Below are 22,372 nucleotides of genomic sequence, written 5' to 3'. Positions count from 1 at the left end.
AGCGGTCAAATTGTCAGAGTGGCTTTTCCTGTAATCCTCCACTAAAATAAAAAGCTCCCCTTATAAGGAAGCTAACTAAAGAAGCTAACTGAGCAGTTGTCCAGCTCATAAAGGATAATTTGCTCTGAGAGCTTCTCAGCAACATACTTTGAAGAAGCCAGCACATTATCCTAAGCTTATTATTGAGAAACCACTTTCTCTTCTTCTTGTTTTTTCTTCTCCGTCTCTTTTTTCCTCTCTTCCATTTCTTCATTAATTTTTTGTTCTATCAAAGGAGCAAATAATTCCTCATAATCTTCTTCACTGTTTATTCTGCGGAATCCATCATTTAAAGTTTTTTCACTATCTCGGTTTATTATTTGATCAAATAAATTCCCCACTATTCGTCTAGCTTTAACAAATTCATCTGTACCAGAGGTTCCATGTAACACTTCATATATTGTTTGAGTTTTTTTATCATTTAGAACGTCTCCAATACCTATAGCATTTTCAAAGTTTGCTATTGAAGCGAAAACCCTTATATTACTGCCTTCTTTAAGTTTAAATATTTTTTTACACTTCGTAAGTTGACCTTTTAATGTTGAAGAGGAGTGCTTTCTATGATTATCTACATCATGTAAAACATCATAATTAGAATTAAACTGGTTAAGAACTTTCATCAAGGTTCCAATTGTATCTTTACCTCTAGCACGAATTATGTGCAAGTTTTCATTCTTTACCTTTGCCAGATGTTTAAAAGCAATATACTCAGTATCCCCTTCAACAATAATAATTCTATCTGCAAAGAAAAATTCATTTACATATGAGTCTACATAGTTTAAAATTTTCATATTTTTAATATCATCATCATTAAACTTGTCTCTTTCAGATCTATATAATTGAATCGCTTCTTTTTCACCAACACGGAAAACTTGAATAGACGTATGGTTCTCTGATAAATCTATAAGTATTGGTGAATGGGTAGAAATCATGAGTGGCATTTTTTCACCAATTTTATAAAGAGAACGACTCAGTGCTCGAACCGCTTCTGGGTGCAAGAAAGCTTCAGGCTCATCTATCAATAATAACTTATTGTCACCTTCACCTATAAGTTTTTGCTCTATCATGTTCTGAATGAGATATATTAAACTCATTCTCTGCAAGCCAGTTCCTTGATTTGATAATGGCATTTCAGTTTTCTTTAAATTATCAATATGAACACTTGAATTTGTAGACTTTAGTATGTCAGATGAAGAAAAACCGCTACTTTCTCCACCTACTACCTTTAGAGATAAATGTTCATTGGAAAATAAAGTTTGTAAGCTATCAGAAACATCAACACTTACTTGTTCGAGTAGTCTATCTGTATTTAATTTAAGTTTTCTTAAAAACTCCGGGTACGACCTTTTGAGTTGAGCATACTCTTCCGCTAATTTTTTTTCTTCATCGTTTCCTTCATTTCCCTCAAGTTTTTCTAAATTATTTTTAAGTATCTCTGAATATATATTTTGAATTAAATCGTTAATATCATCTGGTAACATAGCAGGAGTTATGTAAAAAGGTTGATTGTTTAAAATCTCATCTAGTTTATCTTTTAGTTCATGACTTGCTTTAATTTCAACATCAGTTTCATCATAAAATTTAGGAGCTGTTCCCACGTTATATTTCTTTTTGATGGTGACTTTATCTTCACCAGACTCAAATACAGCTTTTAGTACAATTTCTTTATTCGCTTCCGAAAAGCAATCATTAGAAATAGCATTTGTTTTAAGCGCTTTTTGAAAGAAACAATTGATAGCTTCTAATATAGTGGACTTGCCTGTATTATTTCTTCCAGTTAAAATAGCAATTGAGTCATTTGAAAAATCAATGGTAAAGGTATCTTTAAACACCTTATAATTCGTAACACTAAATTTTATTAATTTCATCGATCATTCCTCCTGAGTATTTTAGTCTATATATTACCACATATACCCTAATTCTTGGAGTTTGTTAATGCGAATTATGACCTAATTCTTATAAATTATACAAAACTATTTTTATTGAGCGAACTCCTAAGCGGAAAACAAAATAGAATTATGCTCTGTTTCACCCGACTCATACCATTCTTTAATTTTCTGGTTGCTCTTTGTTGTTTCTTTTCGCTAACTTTGAGCATTACCCTCAGGACATGAACCTTAAAAAAATTGTCTAGTTTGATGTTGACATACCACCCATTTATCAAAGGAAGAAGGTATCTGATCATACTCCCTGATATTTCAGCTCGTGGCTTGCCAGTTGCATACAGCTGTACGATTTGTTCTTTAATTCTTTTGAAAAAGTTCTTCTTTTCCTTTTAGTCATTCTCGATTCTCCTCCGACAAGATTGAATCAAGTCTATATGACCTTAACAAATCTGCCCAACTAAGTAGTGTAGCCGATTTGTGCTTCATGAGCACCCCGACGCTCACTTGACACATGAATAAAAGATGTATGTACCTTAATTTTTAAAAATTCGTGTCTTGACAATGGGGTCCACTTTAATATGCACATAATTAATATCTTTTTTTACTGTATAATAGATGAAACTTCTCATCAATTGTTCAAAGTGATAACTTTTTCAGTGGCTTCCCTTAAAAGGTTCATTTTTTTAACAGTCACTATTAACTAAGTTTATTTCGTCCGAACATAACTTACCTTTATTTTTCTCTCCCAAGATTTGCTTTTCCAACGTTTCAGCGCAAGAAGACCCCTGACCCATTCATCGATTCCCTGGGCAACCCAAACGCCAAGCAACCCAAGACTAAGATGAATTCCTAAAATATAACTGAAAACAACCGCAATTCCCCACATAAAAATGATGCCCGTGATTAACGGAAAACGAACATCGCCCGTTGATTTTAAAATATTCATTAACACAATATTCATCGCTCTACCTGGTTCGATGAAAACAATTGCCCATAACACCGGAATCCCAACAGCTAAAATTGCTGGATCCTCCGTAAAAATGCGTAATATCGGTGCGCCAATTAATGCAATCATTAATGACATGATAAAAGATGTCAGCATAGAAATATGTAAGGAACGAATTCCCTGCCCAAAAGCCCGGTCATACTTCTGGCCACCAAAGTAACGGGCAACTAAAATTTGAGTACCATTTGAAATGGCTACTGAAAATAAATAACAGAGCATTGAGATATTCACAATATATACTCGAGCTGCCAGCGATGCATCACCAAGTGATACGATAATACCAGTAATAATTAATTGTGAAAATTGATAGGAAAGTCCTTCACCAGCTGATGGAATCCCTATCTTCAGAAGGCCACTAAAGTCTTCTCTATTAATCTTTATGATATCTTTTATCTTCATCGATAAGGAGAGCTTCCTGAATAACAAATAAAGCAAAACCAGCACCGCAACAGCACGCGCTGCAACGATGGCCCATGAAACCCCTGTTACGCCTGTTATCGGAAGACCGAATATTCCTGAAAGCGCCAGGATATTTCCCCCAACGCTAATGACGTTCATAAATACAGTCACATACATGGACTCTTTGGTAAACCCATAGCTTCTCAGAATGGCACTGAGAGCAAGGGAAAGAGATTCAAAGAAAAGAGAAAGACCACATATTCTTATGAAGATTAGTCCATACTCATATACCTGTCCTTGTACATCAAACAACCTTAGAAAATAATCCCCAAAGATAAAGATGATAAAGGCTACAATGACCCCGAACCAAAAGTTTAATCCAAACGCGGAATGGGACATTTGTTTCGCTTCTTGCAATTTTCCTGCGCCAAGCTTTTGTCCAATTAATATCGTAGCGCCAACAGACGTTACGTTAAATACAATGATAAAAATATTGAGTAACTGGTTAGCAACACCTACACCTGCAGCTGCGGCATCCGAATAATGACTAAGCATAAATGTTGCAATGATTCCCATACTCATATGTAAAGCAATCTCAATAAAAATCGGCCACGTTATTTGAAAGAGAGTCTGTTCTTTGTATTGATCTATTCGTTCATTCAATTGCGTCTTCTCCTCTCCTTTATCATCTTTGGTTAAAACTGTAAAATTATTTTAATCGTATTTTATTAAAAGTAAAGGGAGTTTTACTAGTACACTTCTGGAACCTTTAAGATGGTATTTGTTTTTATCAAAGCGAGATTTAGTAATAATAAACTCTCGCCTCATGCGGTTTCAGTATGATTTTTTCAACAACCTCATAGTCTACTGGATAATTGTTGATAAGCAGTTTTTGGCTTCCCTTTGCAAACCATTCGGAAAGGTAATTAGAGATGATTCCTCTGAAAAGTTACAAATAACAAGAAGTTTTTCATTTCTCCATGTTCTTGTGAAGGCATAAATCTTTTCAGCATCTTCTAGTAACAGCTCACACTTTCTATACACAATGGTGTTATGATTCTTGCGGAGTCCAATTAATTTTTTATAATAATGGAAAATAAAATCCAGGTTTTCTACTTGTTCTTTAGCATTATTGTCCTTTGGCGACTTGGAGGATAACAACACTTTCTTTCTACCATGTACGTTTCATTGACTACAGTGTCCTTAACTTTCGTCTATTAAATACAAACGAATTTCATACGTTTTTAAATGTTTCCACTGCTTTCCTTCTACAACTTTTATTCATACAAACATCTCAATTCCTTTTAAGAACATTCTATGAATTTGTTTGCACAAACGGTTTCAAAAAAATCCTTTGCGACTTTTTCAACGAAAATATTGGCGGTATAATCCCTCAACTATATAAAAGATTTCAAGTATTTTATAAGTTTCCTGAATAAAAAGTTTATCAAAATCCCCCGCCTCTATAAGGCGAATAAAGCCCCCTGCACAAGGGGGCTTGTCGTTGTATTCTTTTCTTATCGAATTCTTAATTCTGATTCCTTATCGAAGAAATGTACCTTGTTCATGTCAAAAGCAAGTTCCATCTTCGTTCCTGCAGTAATATTTGACCGTGAATCAATACGGGCAACAAAATCCTGTCCTTCAAGTGACGAATATACCATTGTTTCAGCACCTGTTAACTCAGCTACATCGACGGAAATCGTAAGTTTTGAACCATGGAACGTTTCAATAAATACTGGTTCATCATGAATATCTTCTGGTCTAACCCCAAAGATGATATCCTTTCCTACGTAGTCTTTATCGCGAAGTGTTCTCAATTTTCCTTCTGGAATCGCAAACCTTTGTTTTCCAATGATCACGTGTCCTTCTTCAAGCTTACCGTTGAAAAAGTTCATAGAAGGGGACCCGATAAATCCACCGACAAAAATATTTTCCGGATTATCATACACTTCTTTCGGTGTTCCAATTTGTTGAATAACCCCGTCCTTCATAACAACAATACGTGTAGCCATTGTCATGGCTTCCGTTTGGTCATGTGTTACATAAACAGTTGTTGTTCCTAAACGACGGTGAAGTTTAACAATCTCTGCACGCATATGAACACGAAGCTTGGCATCAAGATTTGATAATGGCTCGTCCATCAGGAATACCTTTGCATCCCTCACAATCGCACGTCCCAATGCCACACGTTGCCGCTGTCCACCTGAAAGTGCCTTTGGTTTTCTTTTTAAATAATCTTCCAGTCCTAAGATTTGTGCAGCTTCCTTCACTCGACGGTCAATTTCCTCTTTAGGATATTTACGGAGCTTTAATCCAAATGCAATATTGTCGTAAATCGTCATATGTGGATAAAGAGCATAGTTTTGGAAAACCATAGCAATATCTCTATCCTTAGGGGCCACATCGTTAACCCGGCGGCTATCTATATAGAAATCACCTTTAGAGATTTCCTCAAGTCCCGCAATCATTCGAAGTGTCGTTGACTTTCCACAGCCGGAAGGACCAACAAACACAATGAATTCCTGATCCTTTATATGAAGATTAAAGTCTTCCACCGCTGTTACTTTATTGTCATATATCTTATATATATGTTCTAACTTTAATTCTGCCATTATTTTTGCCTCCTTGATATTGAAAAGGTTTACATCCTTACCTTATCTTTATAGCTCATTTTAGGCATCGGCATCTTGCATAAAAAATTAATTTCGTTATTATGCAATTAGCCTGATTCACTATTAACTGCCTTTTGACATCAAACAGGCAAGATAAATCGTAAGTGAGCTTTGAAAGTCTTTGAGATTAATGCCTGTTTTCTCAGTAAATTTATCCATTCGGTATTGTAAAGTATTTCGATGAACATGGAGTTTCTTAGCGGCGAGGGTAGCATTCGAATTATGTTCAAGAAAACCTTGTATGGTCCTCCTTAGTTCAGGATCTTCTCTTAAAAGGGGAATAAGATCCATATTGAGTATGGTCTTGGAAATTTGGGGAAGGCTTGCAGACACGATTACGGGCAAGATTCTTTCAAATGAAAAGACCCTTTCCCCTGATTGATTTCTTCTAGCTTCTATAAATAATTCTCTTTCCAGAAAATATGATTTCCGGAAAAAGTCTAAGTCAGGGTTCCTATATTTTCCGATATAAAACTTTGCTAAGATATAAAATTCATTCTCAAGTGTAATCGAGATAGAATAAAACTCATCTTCTTCATAGGAAACCTGTGATTTTTCTTCAACAATAAGTCCATTGTTTCCATCAAGCCAAATAAAAGCAAGAGAGTTATGGAAGTATTCTTTAATCGCTTCTTCCAATTCCTTAATGCATTGGTCATGATTTGTAACTTGAAATTGAATAAAACGAATTTGAGTTCCCCCTGTTACGGTTTTGGGAGTATTCTTTTCTTCGAATAAGAAAGAATACCACTCCATTGCCGAGTTCGAAAGATGTTTGTTCTGCCTGGGTGATACACATTCGTATAAGGCGCTCAATAATTCAAACTGTTCTTCAATCATCTCTGCCTTTGGAATTCCAAGCCACAAAGGCTCACTATTGTCATCTTTAAACCAAATAAGATCATTTCTGAAAAGGGATGGCGGCGCACTTGTGGCAATTGCCGTTGGAAAATAAGACTGTAGTTTTTTTAGCATATCCCTCATCCTTATCTATTTCTTATTTATTTTTGAGAAATAAAAAGATCTTTATTTTTTCACTTCACCAACACAATCACGTATGATTGATTGTGCAGGCAGAACAAGCTTTAGCGGGATTTCTCTTCCTTTTATCCGGTCGAAAAGCAATTTTACGACTGTCTTATCGTGAACTTCTAGGTTTGAAAGAGAAGGACTCACACAGGCTGCAGCGTCGATATCATCAAAGCTAAATACTGACATATCTTAGGAGTACTTTCATGCCATCGTATTCATCTCATTGCCTTTTTTCAATTCATCATACAAAAAAAAGAGGCGTGTACAGCCCCTTTTCCATCTGCAAATTTCTACATAACCGTATAATAGGGCAAAAAGGACTTTTCCTTATATCACCTATGCACCATTCTTTCTAAAAGATTACGCCCACCACATCTCACCCGCTGATTCACGGATTAAGACACTGTTTAAATTTTTCACAGCACGTGCAAACCCTTCCTCAACTGACATAATCGCATCTTCATGTTCAATGCTGACAACATAGTCATAGTTATATATACGAAGCGCACTCATCATATCAGACCATTCTTGCATGCTGTGGCCGCAGCCGACGCTGCGGAATGTCCATGCGCGTGATTGTACATTGTCATAGGGCTGCATATCGGTCAATCCGTACATATTGACGTTATCTTGATCAATATACGTATCTTTTGCATGAAAATGATGAATTGCGCCGGCCTTTCCGAGAATTTTAATTGCCGCAACCGGATCAATTCCTTGCCACCACATATGACTTGGATCTAAGTTTGCCCCGATTGCATCACATGTTGCCTCGCGTAGTTTCAGCAGTGTGTACGGTGTATGAACAAGGAAACCGCCGTGAAGCTCCAGACCAATTTTCACATTGTGCCGCTCGGCAAGCTCCCCAATTTCCTTCCAGTATGGGATCAATTTGTTTTCCCATTGCCATGTCAATATATCACCGTACTCTAGGGGCCACGGGACAACTGGCCAGTTCGGGTGCTTCGCTTCATCACTATCGCCTGGCGTGCCGGAAAATGCGTTAACGACCGGTACACCGAGAAGAGACGCCAGTTTAATTGTTTTGCGTAAAACAGAATCCGATTCTTCCGCAAAATTCTTGTCCGGTGTGAGCGGATTGCCATGACAGCTAAATGCGCTAATCGTCAAACCACGTGTCGTTACAGCTTCTAAATAATCCTTTCGTCTTTGTTCATCCTCCAAAAGCTCATCAAGTGGGCAATGTACATTGCCTGGATAACAACCAGTGCCGATTTCAACTGCACTAAGCCCGGAAGCTTTCACATGATCAAGCATTTCTTCAAATGATTTATTCGCAAATAAAACGGTAAATACGCCTAATTTCATTTCACCGACACTCCCTGCCCTTGTAATGAGACAATTTGTTTCGTTTCCTGTGATGCAAGCGCTGCTAAAATAACTTGCAGTGATTTCATGCCTTCTTTACCAGTAACCGGTGGCTCTTTATCATGAAGAATAGAATCCACAAATTGCTCCACAACATGAGAGTTATTTTGACCGTCCGCTGCATTGGACTGAATTTTACCAAGCTGATAGTTCACAACTTCGCCCGTTGCATACTGAACCACTAAGGAATACGCTGGGTCATCCTCTAAACGAAGAATTGCTTTTTCACCATAAATAATGGTTGAGTTATCTTCTTTACTCACATACGCCCAGCTTGCCGCAAGTGTGCCGATAATCCCGCTTTCTGTTTTCAGTATACATACTGCATTATCATCTACATCTGAGAAATCCTTTGCGCTTGTTTCGATAAATGCACCCACTTCTGTAATTTCTTCCCCAAGCAGATAACGAAGCAAGTCCGTTTTATGAACACCTAGATCGCCCATCGCACCAATGAACGCTTTTTCTTTTTGAAAGAACCAGCCATCTTTTCCTTCTACACTCCAGTCTTCTGGTCCACCATGGCCAAATGCAGTACGAAAGCTGTAAATCTTGCCGATTTCACCATCTTCAATCAGCTGACGTGCTTTTTGATGGGATTTAACAAAACGCTGATTGTGAGCAATCATTAACTTTTTGCCGCTTTGTTTCGCCGCTTCAATCATCGCCTCTGCTTCTTCTTTTGAAGTTGCCATTGGCTTTTCGCATAGAACATGTACACCTGCTTGTAACGCAGCGATTGAGATTGGTGCGTGCAGATCGTTTGATGTGCATACACTCACAGCATCTACTTCCCCGCTTTGCAGTAGTTTTTCATAACTTGTATATGCTTTTACCCCGTATTTTTCAGCTGCTTTTGTTGCACGTTCTTCATTGCTATCACAAACTGCCACAAGCTCCACATGTTGATTGAATGAATATTCCGGTAAATGACGATGTTGAGCAATACTTCCGCAGCCGATTACGCCTACTTTTAACTTTTTCATTGTTTCTTCCCCCTTGGATTTTTATAATAATTTGCTTTCACTGCAATTTTTTCTAATGGCTGTGCGTTTCCGTAAACTGGACGATTGCGCTTGACAGGCTGAGCCCATTTCACGGCATTCACAATCACACGTTGAATATCTTTGTTATAGTATGTTGGATAGGTTTCATGTCCCGGTCTAAAGTAAAATACCTTGCCGTTTCCGCGTGTATATGTGCAGCCGCTTCGGAACACTTCGCCGCCTTCAAACCAGCTTGTAAAAATAAGTTCCTCCGGTGCCGGGATATCAAAATGCTCTCCGTACATTTCTTCTTTTTCTAATTCGATATACTCTCCAATCCCTTCTACAATCGGATGGCTTGGTGCCACAACCCACAGACGTTCTTTCTCATCTGCTTCACGCCATTTCAAATCACAGCTTGTCCCCATCAATATTTTGAATATCTTGGAAAAGTGACCAGAGTGAAGCACAATTAACCCCATCCCATCGAGAACGCGTTGCTGTACTTTCGCAACAACTTCATCACTTACTTCATCATGTGCAAGATGTCCCCACCAAATGAGTACATCTGTGTTATTTAATACATCATCTGTTAAGCCGTGCGCTGGCTCATCTAATATAGCGGTTCCAGCTTGGAATCCTGCTTCTGTTAAAAATTCAGCAATTGCACCGTGGATCCCATTCGGATAAATTTCACTTACAACCGGATTTGTTTGTTCATGACGATTTTCATTCCATACGGTTACCTTTATCATCTTTTTCCTCCATCTTCATTAACAATATGAGTACTCTGTTATTTTATGTGTCGAATAGGAAACTACATTTTTCCTGAATCCTTCGATTAGCATTGAATTTAATTAGTTATCTGTAAGAATTTTCTTTCTTTTATAAGCTGATTGAATGACTGTATAATGGTAACTTTGATTATACCCTTTTAACGAAAACGTTTACTAAAACAAAGAAAAAAGATACGGCTGTTGCCGTAGGTACTTCTTAAATAAATTTTACAGTTCCTCTTTCAATAATTCGATGAGGCATAATTTTACTTTGTACCTCACCTTGTCCTTCCAACATATTAAAAATTAACTTTGCAGCCGTCTCTCCCATTTCTTCTAATGGCTGTGCCACTGTTGTTAATGGAGGAATACACATTTCAGCTAATGGTAAATTATCAAAGCCGATAATTGATAAATCCTTAGGAATTCTTATACCCATCTCAGCAGCTTCTGACATTGCACCAATCGCTAGTTCATCACTTGCACAAAACAAAGCAGTAATATCAAGAGAGCGTTTCATCAGATGACGAAAAGATTCTTTGCCTTCATGATACCTAAACCCAGTGCCGTAGATATGATCTTCATTCACTCGTAAATTGTGATCTTTAAGCGCTTGTTTAAAACCTTCAATTCTTGGTGTACCAGCAATAAGATCCCAAGGATGACCGCTAATCATACCTATTTTTGTATGTCCTTTTTTTATTAAATATTGCACAGCTGAATAGGCGGCATCATAATCACTAATCTTTACATAAGGAAGTGGAAATTCCTTTGATTCTGTTGCAAGCAACACGATGGGAATATTCATTTTTTTCATATACTCATAATATTCCTCTTTTAATAATTCACTTGTAAAAATAACACCGTCAACTCTTTTTTCATTAAGCAGCTGCAAATATCTCATTGTTTTAGAACCTGATTCTTGAGTATGACAAGCGATCACACTAAAATCCTTTTCATTTGCAAATCGTTCAACACCGCTCAGCAGCTTACTATAAAACAAACTTGATAGGACTGGAAATAAAATGCCGATTGTATGTGTTCGCTTGTTTACTAAACCGCGTGCAACAGCATTCGGACGATATCCTAATTCTTCTATTGCTTGCAGCACCTTAGCCTTGGTTTTCTCAGAATAGCCAGGTTGATTATTAAGTACTCTAGAGACAGTTGCAATAGAAACGTTTGCTCGTTTTGCAACATCTTTAATCGTATACATAGCATTCCATCTTCCTTCGGATTAACGAAAACGTTTACACAAATAAATATAGCATGGATCTAAAATCTGCTCAACTATTTACTTGGCCTACATATATTCCGTGAATCCTGAGCAGGATGTTTTTACTCTCCTCTGAACGCAAGTAATTTTTTTGCCAACCAGGCACCGCCAACTGCACCTGCATCATTTCCTAGAATTGTGATAACTAACTCCACACCCTGGGATACTCTTGGAAACGAGAATTGAGTAAATTATTCTTGCAAAGGTATCAGTCATCCATAACCCGCTTTCGAAACACCCCCGCCAATTACAATTTTTCAGGATTCAATCCATTTGCTAAATTTTCCAAAGCCAATCCTAAATGAAACGTAACTTGATGAATGACTTGCTGCGCTACTTCATCCCCCCTCACTTGCTGTATCAAATGTTACTGTTTGGTGTGTATGATAGAAATCTCTTCATTTACTATTCCTATTAGTAGAAACTAATTTCTCTAATGCTAATCGATTCATACCTGTTGCTGATGCGATTGTTTCTAGGCATCCTGCCTTCCCGCAATTACAAAGTAAGCCATCTTTAACGACAGATGCAATATGACCAATCTCACCACCTGCACCATTTGTGCTATGCACGACCTCACCGTTGACCATAATCCCGCTACCAACACCTGTTCCTAATGTGACACAGATTAAGTTTTTTGTACTGTTCCCTTAACTTTTCTAGATCCCACTAATTTACGCGATATTTGCATCATTATCCGCAACAACAGGTAAGGATGTTTCTCGCTCGAAAATATCCAATAAAGGAGAGTTTCCCCGGCATAGATTAATAGCTACCTCAATGGAACCATCTTCTACATTAACAGGACCCGTTGCTCCAATCCCGATCCCCATTCACTTACTTTTTGCTTATCTACTAATTTTTTGTTGACCACTAAGTTCTTCGATCATTTGGTTCTTAATTAATGGTAATAAGTAAATTTTCCATTTGGAATCGAGGATTTTACACTTTTCATTTCAAGAGATATACTCTTGCCTCATAGGGCCTTAAGATCACAGTAGAAATCTCTTCATTTCCGTCTGCTTCGTAGTTGCTAATTAAAAGTTGTTTCGTATTAAACTGTATATCAATAGGCAACTGGAATCTTGGTGTTTCACTAGAGAAGTTTGTCATAACAAGCAGTATTTCATTCCCTAATGAACGCGTAAATGCATAAATTTGTTCGTCATCCTCTAAAATGAGTTGATAATCCCCGTATACAATAATGTCATATTCTTTACGCAATTGAATAAGACTTTGGTAAAAATAGAAAATAGAATCCCTATCTTCCAATGCCTTTTCAGCATTTATCTCTTTATAATTGGGATTCAATTTTAGCCACGGAGTACCAGTTGTAAAACCTGCATTTTCACTTTCATTCCACTGCATCGGAGTTCTAGCATTATCACGTCCTTTGATGTAGATGGACTCCATTACTTTTCCGTGATCTTCTCCGCCTTCTATCACTTTTTCACGATAGATATTAATGATTTCAATGTCCTTATAATCATTAATGTCAAACTTAACATTAGTCATACCGATTTCTTCACCTTGATAAATATAAGGCGTTCCTTGCAGCATATGAAGAAACGTTCCAAGCATTTTGGCAGATTCTACACGGTAAGTCATGTCATTTCCAAAACGAGACACCATTCTTGGCTGATCATGATTATTTAAATAAAGGCTATTCCATCCTTTCCCATTCAAACCTGTCTGCCACTTAGTCATAACCTCTTTTAAATCAACAAGCTTAAAAGGCTTTACATCCCACTTTCCACCCGGACCCGAATCTATATCCATATGTTCAAAGGTAAATATCATATTCAGCTCTGTATCTTCATTATTTGCATATCTAGTTGCATCTTCCACAGATGCTCCAGGGCATTCACCAACCGTCATAATATCGTACTTGGCTAGCACTTCGCGGTTCATTTCCTGTAAATACTCATGAACCCGCGGACCGTTCATAAAGAAATCACCGCCCCAGTCGTATTTTTTCCCTCCTGGAGTACTAGGTAGTCCATCCACCTTTGAAATTAGGTTAATCACGTCCATACGGAAGCCATCAATTCCTTTATCAAGCCACCATGTCATCATGTTATAAATTTCTTTTCTTAATGTAGGATTTTCCTAATTTAAGTCTGGTTGCTTTTTACTAAAAAGATGAAGGTAGTATTCATTGGTTTCTTCATCATACTGCCATGCTGAGCCGCCAAAAACGGACGTCCAATTATTTGGTTCTTGTCCATCCATTCCTGGACGCCAAATATAGTAATCGCGATAGGGATTATCTATAGATTGACGGGATTCAACAAACCAATGATGCTCATCTGAAGAATGATTAACAACGAGATCCATCATCAGTTTCATTCCACGTGCATGTAATCCTTCTAATAGCTCATCCCAATCCTCCATCGTACCGAACTCATCCATAATAGCTTGATAGTCACTAATATCGTAGCCATTGTCATCGTTAGGAGACTTATAAACGGGTGAGAGCCAAATAACATCCACTCCTAATTCTTTTAAATAATCAAGCTTTGAAATAATTCCTTGTAAATCCCCAATCCCATCCCCATTGCTGTCCATAAAACTTCGCGGATAAATTTGATAGACAACACTTTCTTTCCACCATTTTTTCTCCATATTGATTTTCCCTTCTTATCAAAAAATTAGTTTTATAAAAATAAAAGCGTTTATGTTATAGCGGATGCCCCCTGATAGAGTTCTCTTTCATCATGTGAATTCCAATACCACAACCCCATGCATCGCAACAGTTAAAGCCCTATGTTCTTCTTCGGATGTGAACTCTTCACCAGTCAGTAAGTCAGTCGCCTTTTTGCCTTTTAAGTCACACGGTACATCTACTGTCAGTTCTTTATCAGAGTTGTTGAATGCGAATAGCACGATTTTCTCTCCAAATGTTTTTGAATACATCACATGATTTGATTCATTGCTCGCCGTAACCATTCGAAATGTACCGCGGTTCCCAAATGCCAGATTTTCCTTTCGTAAACGAATTAATTGAGTAACAAAATGAATCATATCTTTGTCTTGCTCTTTTTCATCCCAAACCATACACTTACGGCAGCCGGGGTCCATGCCCCCTGACATGCTCATTTCATCTCCATAATAAATACAAGGTGTGCCAGGAGACGAAAGCAGGAATGTAAACAGTTGTTTAACTTTTTCCTTATTTTCCTTACATACCGTTAAAATACGTGGTGTATCATGGCTTCCTAATAAATTGAAGGCTACTTCAGCGGCGTTTTCCGGATACATCAGAATTACTTCCATTGTTTTGTTTGCAAACTCTTCAGCTTTAATCGTTTCCTGGGCAAAGAATTGAATGGCTGCGTTTGAATAAGGGTAGTTCATTACCGCATCAAATTGATCGCCTTGCAGCCACGGCATGGAATCGTGCCAAACTTCACCAAGAATATATGCGTCCGGCTTAATAGCCTTCACTTCTTTGCGAAATGCACGCCAGAAATCGTGACTCACTTCATTTGCTACATCCAAACGCCAGCCATCAATATCAAACTCTTTTACCCAGTAACGACCTACCTCTAATAAATATTCGCGAACTTCTGGGTGAGATGTATTCAGTTTAGGCATCATAGGAGTAAATGCAAATGTATCGTAGTTAGGTGCAGGTTCCGTTTGTATTGGGAAGTCCCAAATATAAAACCAGTCTTTATATTTAGACGCTTCACCTTTTTCTAATACATCCTGAAATGGTGCAAAGTCATAACCGCAATGATTGAATACGGCGTCCAGCATCACCTTTATTCCATTATCATGACAAACCTGCACAAGACGTTTGAATGTTTCCTTGTCGCCGAATTGAGGATCAATCTCCATATAATCCACTGTATCGTACTTATGGTTTGTTGTTGCTTTGAAAATTGGTGTGAAATAGATGCCTGTGATGCCCAATTGCACAAGATAATTAATATGTTGAATGACACCCTCAAAGTCGCCGCCAAAAAAACTTGCAGGTGTCGGATCTTCGCTGCCCCATGGCAATGCCCCTTTAGGATTAAGGGAAGAATCACCGTTACCAAACCGCTCCGGGAAAATTTGATACCACACTGTATCACGCACCCAGGCAGGCGAAGTGAACACATCTTCTGCATTTAAATATGGGAAACAAAAATAAGGAGCATTATCCTTAGTAACAATTTCATCAAAGAATCCTTTTTCAGTATATACTACTGTTTCCTCAGCGTCTTTTAGTATAAAACCATAGCGCAATCGGCGAAAATCTGGTTGAATGGCAACAAACCAATAATCAAATAACTCTGTAGCTGCTATTTTATGCATAGTGCTTGTTTTGTATTGCCAAGCACCTTCTTCCCATACATATGGATCACCATGAATGAGAGTTACGTTCTCTACATCATTTTTTTTCGTCCGCAAACGAATATGCAATGTTTTCTTATCATAGGCGTATGCAAAGTTGTTTTTCGGGCGATGATATACTGCTTCTTGAGTAATCAAAATCATTCCTCCCTTCTTATCAAAAAATTCAGTTTTTACAAAGTGAACACTTACATTCAAGCGGCATTATAAATATTGAGTGAACGTAATGTATCTATCATTTTCCCTTTGAGAAAGTCGGTCCATGATAAATTATTTCTTCTAGAAAATAATTCAATACGGATCCGAAGCAACTCCCTTTTGAGTTCTTCAAGAACTTCTTCATTTGATTTCATAACCCCCTGTTAATTGTAGTGCAGCCCTGATACATCCTTTCACCTGTCTATCTTTTTCCAGCAAAGCTTCTCCTATGATGCCTGCATTATTGAACAGTATAGCAGTTACACTCTCTATACCTTGAACCTCCCTTGGAAAAGAAAATCGAGCAAATTCCTCCCTCAAATGTTCTAACAATGTTTCTCCTTTCCTGGAAACGACCGCTTCTACTTACAGTTCATTTCTAATTTAATCCATTTGCTATGGGGAATCCTAAATGATATAAAATAAATAGTAAACGTTTACGTAAAAGGGCTTTATCATGTTGAGTGAAAGTAATATACCATCGTTATCACTCAACACTTCAGAACAAGGGTTTTTCTTTACTTAATAAATGGACTATGCAACATTCAATAATAGGAAAAGAACAAGTTTGATTTATTCTCACAAAAGATTTAATACTTAATCTGTTCCCCTTTTTTCTATACCATCTAATGGCTAAACCTGCATGATAATTGAAAGAATAGCCTTTTGCAGTTGCAGTACCTTCAAAATTAAGAATAGATAGGAACTAAAAAGGACAAACGTTTGCACCAATCTGTTGTAATAAAATTACTTCAATAAATCAAACTTAAGTGATTTTGTCATTATGTTATAAAATTAGAGCCGATTGCCATGCGCAAAAGGAAATTCCTGCTCGAATAATTTGGTCATTAACCCTTGAGTATAAGAGAATAATTCCATCCATTCGTCTCCCTTCTCCGGTAAAAGGAATAAGTTGTTATCTGAAATTAATATATCTCTTCTCTTTATAGGACGCCTGAACTCCATTTCACAAAAAAGAAACAGGGTCATCCATCCTAACCAAAGCTTTTTGTATCCCTGTTTCTTCTTTTATTTCACCAATATTATCCCTTTGTACCCCCAGCTGTTAAGCCAGAAACAAAATACTTTTGTAATGACAAGAAAAGTATAGCAATTGGTACTGCAATTAGGACAGACCCGGCTGCAAATGTAGTAAACTCATTACCGAATTGTTTTGCAATTAAGTTGTACAAACCCACTGCCAATGTATATTTTTCTTCACTACGAATTAAGATCTTTGCAAGGATGAAGTCTGTAAACGGTCCGATGAAATTGAACAATGCTACCACTGCAATCATCGGCTTGGCAAGCGGCATGATAATTTGTAAAAAGATACGGAAATGACCAGCTCCGTCAATGCGCGCAGACTCATCTAGTTCTTTCGGAATTGTATCTAGATATCCTTTCATAAGCCATGTATTCATCGGAATAGCACCGCCTATATAAACCAAAATCAACGATAAATGCGTATCAATCAATCCGGTCAACTGTGCCAAAATAAAAAGCGCAATTAATGCAGCGAAGTTAGGAATCATTTGCAATACTAAAAATGCAACTAATCCTTTCTTGCGTCCGACAAAGTCATAGCGTGAAAACGCATATGCTGTGAAACAAATAGCAAGAACCGAGAAGAACATAGTAGCTAAACAAATTTTTAATGTATTCGCATACCATAGCAAATAGTTACTCTCCGATGTATCAAACAGCTTTGCATAATGCTTGAGCGTTGCATTTTTGGGAATGATACTTGAACCGGATAAACTATCCCCAGGATTAAAGGAGGAACCAATAATCCAGATTACAGGGTATAAAATAATAACAGCCATAATCAAAATAACCAAATAGGATAATGTAAGTCGTATGTTTCTTTCTGTTTTTAAATTCATATTACATCATATCCTCCTCCTGGAATGATTTTGTTCTCTTAAATTGATACAACGCAACAGTAATCACGATGATGGACAGAAGCAACGTGATTGCCGCTGCTTTACCGTACTGCGAAGATGTCATTGTCAAATTATATATCCATGAAATTAAAATGTCCGTTCCGCCGGCATTTTGACCTGGTACAGCTGGTCCTCCACCATTAAATAGGTAGATAATATTGAAATTATTAAAATTAAACGTATATTGAGTAATAAGAATTGGAGCGATTGCATATAGAACGAGCGGCAATGTAATATTGGAGAATTTCTGAAAAATCGACGCCCCATCGATCGTAGCAGCTTCGTACAAATCCGCTGGAATAGATTGTAATACACCGGTAACCATCGTAAAAATAAATGGAAAGCCAAGCCATGTTTGCAGAAAAATAACGGCTGTTCTGGTCCAAAATGGATCGGTCATCCATGGTTTAGGATCAATGCCAAACAAATCCAGCACTTGATTATTAATTGCACCAAAAGATTCATTGAACATTCCGGCAAACACTAAAATAGAAACGAATGCAGGAATTGCCCAAGGCAAAATGAAGATGGTTCGAATGAGTGCTTTTCCTTTCAGATCCGCCTGATTAACTACAATGGCAAGGAATATCCCTAGGACGATTTGTAATGTCGTTGCTATAAATGTCCAAGCAATCGTCCATCCCAATACACTAAAGAACGTATCGCGCCACAGTGGCAGCGTGAAAATTTCCACGAAGTTTTTGAATCCTATCCAGTCTACCAGTTTAGCAGGTGGAGAGTGATACAAGTCATAATTGGTGAAACCTAACAAAATGACAAAAAGAATAGGAAAAATCACGACAAATATGAGTAAAATAAAACCCGGTGTCACCATCAAGTAAGGAAAACCATTATCCAGCAAGTTATGATACTGCTCCCTTACTGTACTTAACGACAATCCTGAGTCACGTTTTCTTCCATTCACATAAGCGTCCCTTAAATTGAACGCATAAATTCCCAATCCAAAAAGGACAACAATAATCGCTAATATTCCTTTTACGAGTAAAAGGACAGAGTGATCACGCGGTAATTCCTCACCGAGTGTAACAATTCCCCATAGGCCAATGTTCAACAAATCTTTAAATACAATAAAAAAAGATGCTGTTAAAACAAACAGAATCATTCCTTTTAAAACTTGGCGGTTATACAACTGTCCAAGTCCCGGAATAATTGATAAAAGGGTCGCTGTTCTTGCATGCTTTGTGCTATGGGCGGCTGTAGAATGTACACTTTTGTTCATAATTCCAGATTCCCCCTTCTGATGCCATTCCCCTTATTGATGGGTGTTTGTACCCCTTTACAGATAAAAGGGATACAAACTAGGCAGGTATTCTATTATTCCTTGGCGTGATTTGTTTTAATGTTTGTTTGAATTTGTTTAACTGCTTCGTCTAAAGCCTTCTTAGAATCAGACTTACCAGTCACGATTAGCTGTAATGCACTTCCAGCCGGCAGCCATACCTCTCCCATTTCCGGAATATTCGGCATTGGAACTGCGTATTGAGATTGCTCCGCAAGTGCTTTCGCACTTTCATCAGTAAATGTATCAATTAAAGACTTAACAGGCGGGACCTCTTGTGTTTGTTCGTAACGAACCTTGGAATTTTCTTCATTTGTAATGAAGTCGATAAATTTTGTAGCTAGTTCTTGTTTTTTAGAGTAACCAGATACATGATATCCTTTTACACCCATGAAGGTTTTTGCGTGCTCTCCATTCGGAAGCGTCGGCATTGCGGCTACACCATAATCAATACCAGCATCTTTATAACCTGCGAGCGCCCATGGACCGTTCATAACAGCTGCTGCTTTCCCTTCATTGAATAAACCATCCATAGCTGCTCCACCATTCTCACCGATAATACCTTTTGGGAACATTCCTTCCTTGTACCATTTCGCAATATAATCAGCACCTTGTACAGCACCTTCGTTGTTTAATCCTAATTTAGTCGGATCTAATTTCCCATCTTTTTCTTCAAATACAAAACCACCCATTGCACCTTGTATGCCGTATGCAAAGTAGAAGTTATCCCATAATGCCAAGAATCCATACATGCCGTCTTTAGTAAAATCTTTAGAGAATCTATACACTTCTTCCATTGTTTTTGGAGGCTGAGGCATTAATTTTTTATTGTAGATGAATACAGCCGTTTCTGTTGATTTCGGCAAACCATATAATTTCCCGTTATACTTCTGTGCAGCAACAGAGGGTTCCGTGAACCTTTCTTCCACAGACTTATCCACTTTCACTTCCGCAAGTAATCCCTCTGTAACAGCGCCACCAATTTGGTCATGCGGAAGTGTGATAACATCAGGTCCCGTACCTGCAGGACCATCCAGACGAAGTTGCTTTACTTGATCCGTCATGATGATCTCTTTAATTTCCACTTTTACTCCGTTCTCTTTTTCAAAATTTGCAACAGCATCTTTAATACCGTTAACTTTGTCCTTGTCTTCCCAAACTAAAAGTGTTTTTTCATCTTTTGCTGTATCGGAAGCTGTTTTGCTGCCTCCATCATCCTTGGGTCCACATCCTGTTAATACTCCCATCGCTAAAATAGGAACGGTCAAAAAAGATAACGCTCTCTTCTTGTTCATAAATGAAAAACCCCTTCCAGTAAATGTAGTAGAAAAAATTTTACCACAAACGAAAGCGCTTACGTTTTTAACAGAACTAAAATTTAAGTACATGAAGTTACGGCTTCTTCAATCGCAATAACTAAAATGTTTACGTGTTAAAATATAATTGCAATCGTTTGCGCAAACAACTTGTGCTCTAATTATAAAACTATTCGCACTTTTTTGGCAACATTTTTTTGTTTTTATCTGGAAAAGTAGAATTCTCTTAAATTGCACTATTAAACGCAACACTTAATGAAATTCCAGTTAACCGATGATTAAATAAACTGGGGGACTCTGCGCCATTCTACATGGAATAGCAAGACCAGCACAGCTAGATTACTTGTAAGATCTGGCTTCCTGGCTGGAGAGCCATGTCAGTTGATTATATAACTAGCCCAAATATTTAAAATAGAACAAAAAAAGACAGGTAATAACCTGTCTTATCTCTTACGAAAATAATACTTTGTAGTTTATGTGTATAAAGTAGATACCGGTGGTCGGGGTCGAACCGACACTCCCGAAGGAACACGATTTTGAGTCGTGCGCGTCTGCCAATTCCGCCACACCGGCATGTTATGGAGGCGGCAACCGGATTCGAACCGGTGGTAAAGGTTTTGCAGACCTCTGCCTTACCACTTGGCTATGCCGCCTTGATTGATTGGAGCGGAAGACGGGATTCGAACCCGCGACCCCCACCTTGGCAAGGTGGTGTTCTACCACTGAACTACTTCCGCATACTGGGCTAGCTGGATTCGAACCAGCGCATGACGGAGTCAAAGTCCGTTGCCTTACCGCTTGGCTATAGCCCAATAAAGTTTACTTTATATGGGGCGATCGAGGGGAATCGAACCCCCGAGTGTCGGAGCCACAATCCGATGCGTTAACCACTTCGCCACGACCGCCATAATTTATATAATTGCAATCGATTAATGGCAGGGGCAGTAGGAATCGAACCCACACTGGAGGTTTTGGAGACCTCTGTTCTACCGTTAAACTATGCCCCTATCAAAACTGGTGGAGGGGGGCAGATTCGAACTGCCGAACCCGAAGGAGCGGATTTACAGTCCGCCGCGTTTGGCCGCTTCGCTACCCCTCCGTATAGATAAGTGGTGCCGGCAAGAGGACTTGAACCCCCAACCTACTGATTACAAGTCAGTTGCTCTACCAGTTGAGCTACACCGGCATGCAATATGGCTCAGGACGGAATCGAACCGCCGACACATGGATTTTCAGTCCATTGCTCTACCGACTGAGCTACTGAGCCAAACAACTATGTACAGTGGCGGTCCGGACGGGACTCGAACCCGCGACCTCCTGCGTGACAGGCAGGCATTCTAACCAACTGAACTACCGGACCAATGATTGCGGGGGCAGGATTTGAACCTGCGACCTTCGGGTTATGAGCCCGACGAGCTACCAGACTGCTCCACCCCGCGACGATATAAGTAAATGCTGCTTTTCTCCGAATGTCTGATCATCTTGATATTATTTATCTGATCCCAAAGCAATCAACATCGGCATGAATTTCATTTTGCAATGGCTGAAATTCATCTGGTGGAGGATGACGGGATCGAACCGCCGACCCTCTGCTTGTAAGGCAGATGCTCTCCCAGCTGAGCTAATCCTCCAAAATGATGACCCGTACGGGATTCGAACCCGTGTTACCGCCGTGAAAGGGCGGTGTCTTAACCACTTGACCAACGGGCCGCTATGAAAACGAGTTGGTGTTAACTGTGAATGGCGGAGAGCAAGGGATTCGAACCCTTGAGGCAGCGTTGACCGCCTACACGATTTCCAATCG

General features: G+C 38.5%; 14 protein-coding genes, 14 tRNA genes and 2 pseudogenes (1 of these 30 only partly in view). All 30 read right to left on the bottom strand.

Annotation, left to right across the window (positions count from 1 at the left end; genetic code table 11):
* Positions 1-179 precede the first annotated feature (179 nt).
* On the bottom strand, positions 180-1,907 hold the full coding sequence (locus tag CEF20_RS03370; protein ID WP_100330464.1) for an ATP-dependent nuclease: 1,728 nt from the start codon (positions 1,905-1,907) through the stop codon (positions 180-182).
* A 724-nt stretch (positions 1,908-2,631) separates the two neighbouring features.
* The gene (locus CEF20_RS03360) at positions 2,632-3,993 is read right to left on the bottom strand and encodes an MATE family efflux transporter (RefSeq protein WP_100330462.1); all 1,362 of its coding nucleotides are present in this window, start codon (positions 3,991-3,993) and stop codon (positions 2,632-2,634) included.
* Positions 3,994-4,194: 201 nt separating this feature from the next.
* Positions 4,195-4,374: an alpha-glucosidase C-terminal domain-containing protein gene (locus tag CEF20_RS17475; protein WP_408607798.1), complete on the bottom strand. Its 180-nt coding sequence runs from the start codon at positions 4,372-4,374 to the stop codon at positions 4,195-4,197.
* Between the two features lie 473 nt (positions 4,375-4,847).
* A complete protein-coding gene (locus tag CEF20_RS03350; protein ID WP_100330460.1) occupies positions 4,848-5,945 on the bottom strand; it encodes an ABC transporter ATP-binding protein in 1,098 nt (365 codons plus the stop codon).
* Positions 5,946-6,068: 123 nt separating this feature from the next.
* Positions 6,069-6,980, bottom strand: a complete 912-nt coding sequence (locus CEF20_RS03345) for a PucR family transcriptional regulator (RefSeq protein ID WP_157796183.1) — start codon at positions 6,978-6,980, stop codon at positions 6,069-6,071.
* 417 nt (positions 6,981-7,397) lie between these two features.
* Positions 7,398-8,366, bottom strand: a complete 969-nt coding sequence (locus CEF20_RS03340) for a sugar phosphate isomerase/epimerase family protein (protein WP_100330458.1) — start codon at positions 8,364-8,366, stop codon at positions 7,398-7,400.
* A complete protein-coding gene (locus CEF20_RS03335; RefSeq protein ID WP_100330457.1) occupies positions 8,363-9,412 on the bottom strand; it encodes a Gfo/Idh/MocA family protein in 1,050 nt (349 codons plus the stop codon). The genes CEF20_RS03340 and CEF20_RS03335 overlap by 4 nt, the downstream gene beginning before the upstream one ends.
* Positions 9,409-10,167, bottom strand: coding sequence for a ThuA domain-containing protein (locus CEF20_RS03330; RefSeq protein WP_100330456.1), 759 nt, complete (start codon positions 10,165-10,167; stop codon positions 9,409-9,411). The genes CEF20_RS03335 and CEF20_RS03330 overlap by 4 nt, the downstream gene beginning before the upstream one ends.
* Positions 10,168-10,405: 238 nt before the next feature.
* The gene (locus CEF20_RS03325) at positions 10,406-11,404 is read right to left on the bottom strand and encodes a LacI family DNA-binding transcriptional regulator (protein ID WP_100330455.1); all 999 of its coding nucleotides are present in this window, start codon (positions 11,402-11,404) and stop codon (positions 10,406-10,408) included.
* A gap of 458 nt (positions 11,405-11,862) precedes the next feature.
* Positions 11,863-12,297: pseudogene (locus tag CEF20_RS17470) on the bottom strand (ROK family protein).
* Between the two features lie 118 nt (positions 12,298-12,415).
* A pseudogene (locus CEF20_RS03315) lies at positions 12,416-14,089 on the bottom strand (glycoside hydrolase family 13 protein).
* Between the two features lie 90 nt (positions 14,090-14,179).
* A complete protein-coding gene (locus tag CEF20_RS03310; RefSeq protein WP_100331985.1) occupies positions 14,180-15,943 on the bottom strand; it encodes a glycoside hydrolase family 13 protein in 1,764 nt (587 codons plus the stop codon).
* 204 nt (positions 15,944-16,147) lie between these two features.
* Positions 16,148-16,339 carry a hypothetical protein gene (locus tag CEF20_RS03305; protein ID WP_100330453.1) on the bottom strand — a complete coding sequence of 64 codons (192 nt, stop codon included), beginning with the start codon at positions 16,337-16,339 and terminating at the stop codon, positions 16,148-16,150.
* Between the two features lie 710 nt (positions 16,340-17,049).
* Positions 17,050-17,892, bottom strand: a complete 843-nt coding sequence (locus CEF20_RS03300) for a sugar ABC transporter permease (protein WP_100330452.1) — start codon at positions 17,890-17,892, stop codon at positions 17,050-17,052.
* Position 17,893: 1 nt separating this feature from the next.
* On the bottom strand, positions 17,894-19,192 hold the full coding sequence (locus tag CEF20_RS03295; protein WP_100330451.1) for a sugar ABC transporter permease: 1,299 nt from the start codon (positions 19,190-19,192) through the stop codon (positions 17,894-17,896).
* 95 nt (positions 19,193-19,287) lie between these two features.
* Positions 19,288-20,547 (bottom strand): extracellular solute-binding protein, encoded by a 1,260-nt coding sequence (locus tag CEF20_RS03290; protein ID WP_100330450.1) that lies wholly within the window; start codon positions 20,545-20,547, stop codon positions 19,288-19,290.
* 512 nt (positions 20,548-21,059) lie between these two features.
* Positions 21,060-21,141: transfer RNA gene (locus tag CEF20_RS03285), tRNA-Leu, on the bottom strand.
* Positions 21,142-21,147: 6 nt separating this feature from the next.
* Positions 21,148-21,221, bottom strand: a tRNA-Cys gene (locus tag CEF20_RS03280).
* A gap of 9 nt (positions 21,222-21,230) precedes the next feature.
* Positions 21,231-21,305 (bottom strand) — tRNA-Gly (locus tag CEF20_RS03275).
* A 3-nt stretch (positions 21,306-21,308) separates the two neighbouring features.
* Positions 21,309-21,380 (bottom strand) — tRNA-Gln (locus tag CEF20_RS03270).
* A 17-nt stretch (positions 21,381-21,397) separates the two neighbouring features.
* A tRNA-His gene (locus tag CEF20_RS03265) sits at positions 21,398-21,473 on the bottom strand.
* 28 nt (positions 21,474-21,501) lie between these two features.
* Positions 21,502-21,575: transfer RNA gene (locus CEF20_RS03260), tRNA-Trp, on the bottom strand.
* An 8-nt stretch (positions 21,576-21,583) separates the two neighbouring features.
* A tRNA-Tyr gene (locus CEF20_RS03255) sits at positions 21,584-21,667 on the bottom strand.
* An 11-nt stretch (positions 21,668-21,678) separates the two neighbouring features.
* Positions 21,679-21,754, bottom strand: a tRNA-Thr gene (locus CEF20_RS03250).
* An 8-nt stretch (positions 21,755-21,762) separates the two neighbouring features.
* Positions 21,763-21,835, bottom strand: a tRNA-Phe gene (locus CEF20_RS03245).
* Positions 21,836-21,851: 16 nt separating this feature from the next.
* Positions 21,852-21,928: transfer RNA gene (locus tag CEF20_RS03240), tRNA-Asp, on the bottom strand.
* Between the two features lie 5 nt (positions 21,929-21,933).
* Positions 21,934-22,007 (bottom strand) — tRNA-Met (locus CEF20_RS03235).
* A 116-nt stretch (positions 22,008-22,123) separates the two neighbouring features.
* Positions 22,124-22,199, bottom strand: a tRNA-Val gene (locus CEF20_RS03230).
* Positions 22,200-22,206: 7 nt separating this feature from the next.
* A tRNA-Glu gene (locus tag CEF20_RS03225) sits at positions 22,207-22,278 on the bottom strand.
* A gap of 31 nt (positions 22,279-22,309) precedes the next feature.
* A tRNA-Ser gene (locus CEF20_RS03220) sits at positions 22,310-22,372 on the bottom strand; it runs 29 nt beyond the window's last position.

It is taken from the genome of Bacillus xiapuensis, assembly GCF_002797355.1.
Lineage (GTDB): Bacteria > Bacillota > Bacilli > Bacillales > Domibacillaceae > Bacillus_CE > Bacillus_CE xiapuensis.
Note: the sequence above shows the minus strand (reverse complement) of the source record. Positions and strands in the feature narration are given on the sequence as shown.